6 protein-coding genes are annotated in these 8,832 nt (G+C 46.0%); 2 read left to right on the top strand and 4 right to left on the bottom strand.

Annotated features, from left to right (window positions below):
- Nucleotides 1-235: 235 nt before the first annotated feature.
- Both HYV65_01180 and HYV65_01175 read right to left on the bottom strand, forming a co-directional pair.
- Nucleotides 236-1,414: an acyl-CoA dehydrogenase family protein gene (locus HYV65_01180; GenBank protein ID MBI2462831.1), complete on the bottom strand. Its 1,179-nt coding sequence runs from the start codon at nucleotides 1,412-1,414 to the stop codon at nucleotides 236-238.
- Between the two features lie 21 nt (nucleotides 1,415-1,435).
- Complete coding sequence (locus tag HYV65_01175; GenBank protein ID MBI2462830.1) at nucleotides 1,436-3,904, bottom strand: leucine--tRNA ligase; 2,469 nt, start codon at nucleotides 3,902-3,904, stop codon at nucleotides 1,436-1,438.
- Between the two features lie 109 nt (nucleotides 3,905-4,013).
- On the opposite strand from HYV65_01175, the gene HYV65_01170 reads away from it, so the two are divergent.
- Nucleotides 4,014-4,376 carry a hypothetical protein gene (locus HYV65_01170; protein MBI2462829.1) on the top strand — a complete coding sequence of 121 codons (363 nt, stop codon included), beginning with the start codon at nucleotides 4,014-4,016 and terminating at the stop codon, nucleotides 4,374-4,376.
- Between the two features lie 197 nt (nucleotides 4,377-4,573).
- Here the strand turns inward: HYV65_01170 and HYV65_01165 are convergent, their stop codons facing one another.
- Both HYV65_01165 and HYV65_01160 read right to left on the bottom strand, forming a co-directional pair.
- Nucleotides 4,574-6,202 carry an aldehyde dehydrogenase family protein gene (locus tag HYV65_01165; GenBank protein MBI2462828.1) on the bottom strand — a complete coding sequence of 543 codons (1,629 nt, stop codon included), beginning with the start codon at nucleotides 6,200-6,202 and terminating at the stop codon, nucleotides 4,574-4,576.
- Nucleotides 6,203-6,218: 16 nt separating this feature from the next.
- On the bottom strand, nucleotides 6,219-7,499 hold the full coding sequence (locus HYV65_01160) for a proline dehydrogenase family protein (protein ID MBI2462827.1): 1,281 nt from the start codon (nucleotides 7,497-7,499) through the stop codon (nucleotides 6,219-6,221).
- A gap of 179 nt (nucleotides 7,500-7,678) precedes the next feature.
- Here HYV65_01160 and ald point away from each other — a divergent pair, with 179 nt between their 5' ends.
- A complete protein-coding gene (ald, locus tag HYV65_01155) occupies nucleotides 7,679-8,803 on the top strand; it encodes an alanine dehydrogenase (protein MBI2462826.1) in 1,125 nt (374 codons plus the stop codon).
- Nucleotides 8,804-8,832 lie beyond the last annotated feature (29 nt).

Raw genomic sequence — 8,832 nt, 5'->3', positions numbered from 1 at the left:
TAGTTTAATGAATAAGAATATAAACTGGCAGACCTATGAATATAGTATATCATGAATCCCCCCCCCCCCCCCTGCGATGGGTAGGGTGTGGATAACTTTAGGTTGAGGATGGCGCGCAGGACGGACCGACCCTCCTGCGAGGAACTTAAGTACATCAAAAAACGCGCACGCCGGCTAAAGCCGGCGGTTTCTGACTCTAATTAAAAAACCCTCGCAAATCTGCGAGGGTTAATGTTTATAGATTTTTAGAAATAACTTCGAGTTGAATATTAGACGCGCCTTCATACGTTACTGTTGCGAGCGCATCGTGAAGGATGCGCATGACCACGCTATCCGCGGCGTATCCATTGCCTCCATAAATCCGGTACGCGTATAGCGCGGCTTGCAGGGCAATCTCAGACGCAAACCATTTTGCTTCGGATGATTTTTGCGCGTATGGCTTTCCCGCGTCTTTAAGGCGTGAAGCGCAAAGGGTCAATTCCCATGCCGCGTCTATTTGAGCATGAAGCCGAGCAAGTTCATGCGCAACAGACTGATTGTCGAACAGAGCGCGGTCAAACTGCTGGCGCGCTTTTGCGTATGATACTGCTTCATCAAGCGCGCGGCGCGCGATGCCGACTGATTGCGCGGCAATGTTAATACGTCCATTGCCCAGCGTTTCCATCGCAATGTTAAAACCCTGTCCGATTTTCCCAAGCACATCGTATTCTGAAATTTCTACGTCCGAGAAAAAAATTTCGCAGAAAGGCGCGGCGCAGAATCCCCATTTTTCAATTTTGCTAATCTGAACGCCCTTTTTCTTAAGCCCGGGTCCATTTGAATCCAGAATAAACGCGGTGATGCCGCTATGCCGCCGGCGAGGATTGTAATCTCCCACAACTCGCGCAAATACAATCGCGATAGACGCGTTCAAAGGATTAGTAATGAATATCTTTGATCCATTCAAGACCCATACGCCCTTGCTAGAACCCTTGCGCTGCGGTTTCCAAACTGCTTTCGTTTGCAAAGAGGCGGCGTCAGAACCGGCATTTGTTTCAGTCAGAGCAAAACAACCAAACATTTCTCCACGAGCTAAATAGGGCAGGTACTTTTGTTTTTGCTGGTCTGTGCCAAATTCAACCAGCGGATACGCCGCCAGAGAGTTATTAGCGCTCCACACCAGATGCAAGCTCGGCCAGCCGTACGCAAGCTCTCGCGCGACAATTGATGTTGCCTCGGTACTTGCTCCCCCGCCACCATATTTTTCAGGAATGACCAAGCTGCCCACTCCGAGATCAAAAAGTTTTTTAAGATGAGCGGCCGGAAACTCTCCCAGCGGCTCCCCAACCTTATAACCGTAAGGCACAACTTCTCTTGTAACAAATTCGTGAACAGCCTCCCTTAACATCTGCAAAAACTCAGCGTTATTTTGCATTTCTTACCTCCTCTATGATTATTAAATAACTATAATATTAACTAATCTTCCGGGCACAATAATCCATTTTTTTACTTCTTTCCCAGCCAGCCATTTTTCAACAAAATCTACATGAATAATAGTATTCTTAATATCATCTTCTGTCACGTCTGCCGCAACTTCAACAATGCCTCGCATTTTGCCATTTATCTGCACCGGCAAGGTGATAATCTCTTTTTTCAACATAGCTTCATCGTATGTTGGCCACGACTGATCGTGCACACTGTCATCGTGATTTGTTGCCTGCCAAAGCTCCTCTGCCAAATGCGGCGCAAATGGTGCCAATAAAACTATCAAAGTTTCCAATTGTTTTGAGCTTTGAATTTTGAGATTTGATATTGCATTGACGTATTCCATCAGCGCGGAAATCGCCGTGTTATACTGCAATTTTTCAATATCTTGCGTAACGCGCTTAATGGTCTTATGCCTTATACGCTCCATATCAATATCAGCAGCAGGAGGGTCTGACCCTCCGCGGAGGGTCAGACCCTCCGCGAGTTGCCACGCTCGTTTTGCAAAACGCGAAATGCCGCGAACTCCTTCATCACGCCAGTCACCCCCGTCTTGAAATGGCGCGAGGAACATTAAGTACATACGAGTTACATCAACTCCATATGAAGCAAAATACTCATCTGGATTAACAACATTGCCTCTAGACTTGCTCATTTTATTGCCATCTTTAATTAGAAGTCCATTTGCGCGGAATTTGGTAAACGGCTCTCCGCCTTGAGCGGAAAAATCTAAAACGCCAATGTCATGTAACGCCATCGTAATAAATCTTGCATATAGCAAATGAAGCACAGAATGTTCTTTCCCGCCGATATACATATTTACTGGAAGCCACTTCTTTGTGATTTCTGATTCAAAAGGGACTTGTCCTGAGCGAGCGGAGCGAGTCGAAGGATAACGTAGAAAGTACCAAGCTGAATCCAAAAAAGTATCCGACACGTCAGTTTCGCGTTTTGCCGCGCCGCCGCACTTTGGGCACGTGGTGTTCACAAATTCTTCCACTGTCGCAAGCGGAGACTCGTCAGTACCAGTCGGATGGAAATTTTCAACGTACGGCAAAAGCACAGGCAAGTCTTTTTCCGGAACTGGGACGATGCCCTGCCCTGAAGGATCTTGAAGGGCGCATTTAGGGCAATAAATAATTGGAATTGGCGGCCCCCAATAACGCTGGCGTGAAATGAGCCAGTCGCGCAAATGATAATTTATTTTCTTTACACCGCCGACATATTCTGTAATAGCGCTTTTAGCTTCCTCTATCGTCATGCCGTTAAACTTTCCTGAAGCGACTAGCTTTCCCTCTCCTTCGTATGCCTCGTCCAACACAGGGCATATTTCCGCGGGATAATTAGGACAAATTACCATTACCACTGGCAAGTTATGCTCTTTAGCAAATTCGAAATCTCGCTGGTCATGCGCTGGCACTGCCATAATGGCGCCCGTTCCATAGGTCTTTAAAACATAGTCTGCAATCCACACGGGAACCTCTTCTTTTGTCGCGGGATTTATAGCCCTCACTCCCTTCAGCTCAACACCAGTTTTTTCTTTCTGCACCTCCATACGCTCTAATTCACTCTTTCCTTGTGTTGCCTTAATATAGGCATCAACCTCACTCCAATTTTCTATATTGTTTTTTAGCTCTTGCACCAAGTCATGCTCCGGCGCCAGAACCACATAAGTAGCGCCGAATAAAGTGTCGGGCCGTGTGGTGAATACCTTAATTCTGTATTCTGTATTCTGTATTCTAAATTCTATTTCAGCTCCATCACTCCGACCTATCCAGTTTTTTTGTATTAATTTTACGGACTCGCTCCAATCAATTATTTCAAGATTCTTCAATAATCTTTCCGCGTAATCAGTAATTTTAAAAAACCATTGCTCAAGCTCTCGCTGCACTACAACACTATCGCATCGCTCGCACTTCCCGCCTATCACTTGCTCATCTGCCAAAACGGTTTTGCATCCTGGGCACCAATCCACCGCGGCTTTTGATTTATACGCCAAACCATTTTTATATAACTGCAAGAAAAGCCATTGCGTCCATTTGTAATATTCCGGCTTGCTGGTGTCCACTTCGTGCGTCCAATCGAATAACGCGCCCATTTTTTTGAGCTGATCGCGAAAATTATTAACATTTTTTTCTGTAAGATCTCGCGGATGAAGTCCTTTCTTGATCGCGAAGTTTTCAGAGTGAATGCCAAAAGCATCAAAGCCCATCGGTTCAAAAACATCATTGCCGCGCATGCGCTGGTAACGTCCGTGAATATCGGCGCCGGTGAATGCGTACACATTACCAATGTGCAGTCCTTCGGCAGACGGATACGGGAACATCATTAAGTTATAATAAGGACGCTCTGCTTTGTTCATATCAACGTGCCAACGATTTTCGCCTTCCCATTTCTCGCGCCACCTTTTTTCAATTTCTATAGGATTGTATTCTTTCATATCGTATATTGTAAAAGAAAAAAACACTTTTGGTGATATTGACCCAGCTAGAGGTATATGTTTAAATAAAATAATCAGTAACGTTTACTTAAGTACGAGGAGGACCACTGTGATAGAAGATCGCGCCGAGCTCATTCGTCTGGCTACAATGCACTGCGCGCCTTCGCGAAGCAAAATTTCTTCTTTTCTCGCTCTTTCTCTAAACGAACAAGAAAAAAGAATGGGGGAAACTGAAATCGTCGCCGCATTTAAACATATTTTCGACTGCGGCGGCATAGATATCGATGGATGCCACATTCACCCTTGCACGGACTTGTGGCAGCGACTCTACGAAAAACACCATGATGAGATTAACAACAATGACAGCAGCCCTCAAAACCCCGTGAGCAAATTGATGATTATGGCGAGTGCCATATCGCTCAACGCAATCTCTCGCTTTTCGTACCCATCCCAAGATATCCACATGAATTAAATTGACAATCCGTGCTTGCGGCGTTACGATGCAATCATGATGCAAATAAAACTGCGTCATAGTGCTGGCATGGGAGCCAGGAAGTAACGCCTGCCCCTTGGAGGCGTAAGTTCTTTTTCTCACCATCATTTGTTGAGTCTCTCAATATGAAAAGCCCCCGTGTCTCACGAGGGCTTTTACTATTTAAAAAATTTAAATTACTTTACCGCAACACCACGCCGCACAGTGTTTTCACAAATTGCTTTACGCGTTGCAAAGTTAAGCAAATAATCCCAGCCGCCGGCTTTAGTGCCATTGCCAGACATCTTCATGCCGCCAAATGGTTGGCAGCCAACGACTGCGCCGGTAATCTTTCTATTAATGTATAGATTTCCGACTTGCAGCGCTTGTCTTGCCAGAGCAAGATGCTGGGGATCGCGTGAATACACCCCGCCAGTTAAACCGTACTTAGTATAGTTTGCCAAATCAATTGCCTCAGCAAATGTCTTGGCGCGAAATACTGCCAATACCGGCCCAAAAATTTCTTCCTGGGCAATGCGTGCATCTTTATGCACGTTGCCCACCAACATTGGAGGAAGAAAATAACCTTGATTTTTCAATTCTTCCGATACAGTGCCACGCGCAAGAACCGTCCCTTCCCGTTCGGCAAGCTCCATGTACTTACGCACATTATCATAATGTTCGCGGCTCACCATCGGACCCATCATGTTTTTAGCATTTTCGGGAGAACCAATAGTAATACTTGCCACGCGCTCGCTCAGCCGGCGAACAAATTCATCATAGACATCGTCTATCACAATAACGCGCGTACATGCGGAACACTTCTGCCCCTGAAAACTAAACGCGGAGTTGCTTACGCCCACCACGGCCTCATCAATGTCCGCGTCAGAATCAACAATAATAAATCCCTTGCCGCCCATTTCAATTACTGCTACCTTCTTTTTATGCTGCTGATGAGGAGGCAGGGCGCGAGTATTATTATTGCAAAGCGCAAAAGCATATTCCATATCATTTCCCACTTCTTCTGATCCCGTGAATGCCACAAAATCTATCCCGAAATGGCTAATAAGATAATTTCCTACAGTGCTTCCCGGACAAGGAAGATAATGAAGCGCATCGGGCGGCACTCCAGCTTCCCGCAAAAGCTTAACCATATAGTATCCGGTGATGGCTGAATGGCTGGCTGGTTTGTATATTACCGCGTTACCCATCACAAGAGCCGCGGCAGTGGGGCCCACCGACAAAGAAAGAGGGAAATTCCATGGCTGAATAGATGCTCCAACTCCAAGAGGTAAATATTCCCAAGTATTTTCTTCGCCCGCAACCTGCACCACGGTGCTTTGCGCGATGTGCTGCAGCCACGGAGCGCAACGACCATAATAGTCAAGAAATTCAATAGCTTCCGCAACTTCGCCGTCCGCGTCGCCGCGGCCCTTTCCCACTTCAATCATCATAAGCGCGATGAAAAACATTCTTTTTTGACGCATAAGCTCTGCGGCACGCAGCAAAATATCGCCGCGTTCTCGCATTGTCTTTGCGCCCCACAATGGCTGTCCGCGATGCGCAAGGCGAATAGCGCGATCAACGTCTTCCTTTCCCCCCATGCATACATAACCAACGCGCTCATTTAAAAAGGAGGGATTTGGTCGCAGAAATAGCTCGCGGGTAGTCATCTCTTCCGTTCCCAAAATTAAAGGGTAAATTTTTCCATACAAATCATGAACTTCTCGAAGCGATTCATCAATAGCTAGGCGCGTCTCTAGTTGAGAAAAATCAAGCATTGGCTCGTTTACAAACCCAAAAGGATGCTTACTTTGCTTTCGCATTGTTTTTTCCTTTCTGTTATTCCAATAATCGCAACAGGAATCCTTCGTTTGTCGTATTTTCCAAAATCCGCCGCGCAAGATATGCCATGCCCTTTTGAATATTCCCATAAGGCATATACACACGCACCGGCAGCCCGAGCTCGCAAAGCGCCCTGCGAACCGGCTCGCCAAGACCGTAGAGGACCTGAAACTCCACCGCGCCTTGAACGCATAAAGCTGTAGCATGTGCTTGCCGTACAGCAAAGGCGATGCTTGCGGGATTATGCGTGCCGCAAGCAAGGCTGATTTCTTCACAATGCCAAAGAAGATAAGCGCACAATTTATTGAAATTATAGTCGGTTTCCTGCTTGCGCTCTAAAAGAGGAAACGGCCATCCGTTTTGCTGCGCGACTATCAGTTCGGTATCCCAATACGCCCCTTTAATCAATCGGATTAAAAAAGAAGACCCTCGCGTTTTTGCCGCTTCAACGAATTTACAAGCAGACTTAGTGGCATCTTTGCGGTACGCCTGCAGGGCAATGCCAACATTTTCCACGCTAGCAAACTCTGGCTGGCAAATCGTATTTAAGAATATCTCTTCGCTCATTCTGCATACTTGATAATGCTCAGCGTCAACCACAAGAAACACATTATTTTTTTGCGCTTCCCGTAAAAGTGCGGCAAACCTCTCCCCCGCCACGCGCACGCTTTCATCATAATTTTCCGGACTAAAATATGGATAAAGCGAAGAAAACTTCAATGCGACATGAAGGGGTTCTTCGCTAGCAGATATCGGCGGATGACGAATCAGCGCAAGATAGCTGTCAAAATATGCCTCCGCTTCTCGTAGAGACACTACTTGTTCGCCAAGCAAATCTACTACTACACTCGCTCCTTCGCGTTTGTATTGATGCGCAAATCGTTGAAGCTGCCGTTCGCTTTCGATAATGAAGTGCGGCGCGAGTTGTGTTTTTATAAACCATCGCAGCATTGCTCCTTTCAAATTATCGGGAATATATTTCTGCGCGGCAATGCGCGCAACCCACGGCAAACGACCGAACACAGGGCCGACATACATGTCAAAATAACGCGCGATTTCCTCATTGCTCCGCAAGCTTGGCAGTACGTCAAGAAATGCTAAAAATCTTTTTCTTACATCGGCGTCTCTTGCGCCAATACGCAAAAGAAAAATAAGGAATGAAAAAGGATAATGCTTGCGCACCAAGGCTTCCAGTTCAACGGCGGCAGTGGGCATAACAACCACACCCTTTCTTTTTAAAGATTTTCTATTCAAATGGAAAAGTACTTTCGGCGTCATTCTATGGCAATAAGGGGCGGCAGTCAAATAAAAAGGCGTATTCTTCTAACTAAGCGATGTTAAACAACTCCTAATTTGTAAAGATTGTTTTGCAAAAAACTAAGTGCTACCATATAACCACTTTTTATTAATACGCTGCCTGACGTGAAAGTAAATTTCCAGTCAGACACATTCTCATTATGATCGTCGGTGTACCAAAAGAAATAAAGGAAAATGAAGGGCGTGTCGGCATGACACCAAGCCAAGTTGGCCAACTCATTAAAAATAAACACTCTGTCCTAGTAGAGCGCGGTGCCGGTGTTCTTTCGGGCTTCACTGATGTTGAGTACCGCAAGGCTGGCGCGCAGATTAAGCCGAGCGCGCAAGAAGTTTATAAAAAAGCGGAACTTATCGTTAAGGTCAAGGAACCGCTGGAAAAAGAATACTCGCTTTTGCAACAGGGCCAGACGGTATTCACCTATCTTCATCTTGCCGCGGCCGGAAAACTTCTTGATACTTTGCTAAAAAAAAGAATTACTGGAATTGATTATGCCACCGTGCGTACTGCCGAAGGAAGGCTTCCTCTACTTGAACCTATGAGTGAAATTACCGGCCGCTTGGCGCCGCAAATTGGCGCGCGTCTACTTGAAAAGCACCGTGGCGAAGGCAAAGGCGTGTTGCTATCAGGCACAAGCAACGTCGCGCCAGGAGTTGTAGTTATTATTGGTGGCGGCGTTGTAGGACGATACTCAACTATGATTGCAAGCGGCATGGGAGCGCGCACGATTCTTCTTGAAAAAAATCCTGATAAAGTTACGCAACTTAAAAAAGATTTTGAGAAATCAATAAATGTGCAAGTTATGGTATCTTCGCCAGCCACTATAGCCAAATACATTAAAGATGCGGATATGGTTGTAGGCGCTGTACTCGTGCCAGGAGGAAAAGCGCCAAAGGTTATCACGAAGACAATGGTAAAAACCATGAAAAAAGATTCTGTATTTGTAGATGTGGCGATTGACCAAGGAGGATGCGCCGAGACCTCGCACGTGACAACTCATGCTAATGCCACATTCCGCGTGTTCGATGTTATACACTATGGCATTCCAAATATTCCTTCTCTCGTGCCAGCCACAGCCACTCGCGCTCTCACCGACCGCACCTTCCCTTACGTAAAGCTTCTTGTTCAGAAAGGAATTGAAAAAGCGGTCAAACACGACAGTTCGCTTGCCGAAGGGGTAAATACATACGCAGGGAAAATTACATACAAACGACTTGCGGAAGATTTTCGCAAAGCGTTCACACCGATTACAACCCTTATTGGATAAATAGAAAACTCCGTCAGTCTATCTGACGG

It is taken from the genome of Candidatus Spechtbacteria bacterium, assembly GCA_016188605.1.
Classification (GTDB): domain Bacteria; phylum Patescibacteriota; class Minisyncoccia; order Spechtbacterales; family JACPHP01; genus JACPHP01.
The sequence above is the reverse complement of the archived record's forward strand: the minus strand, read 5'-3'. Positions and strand labels throughout refer to the sequence as shown.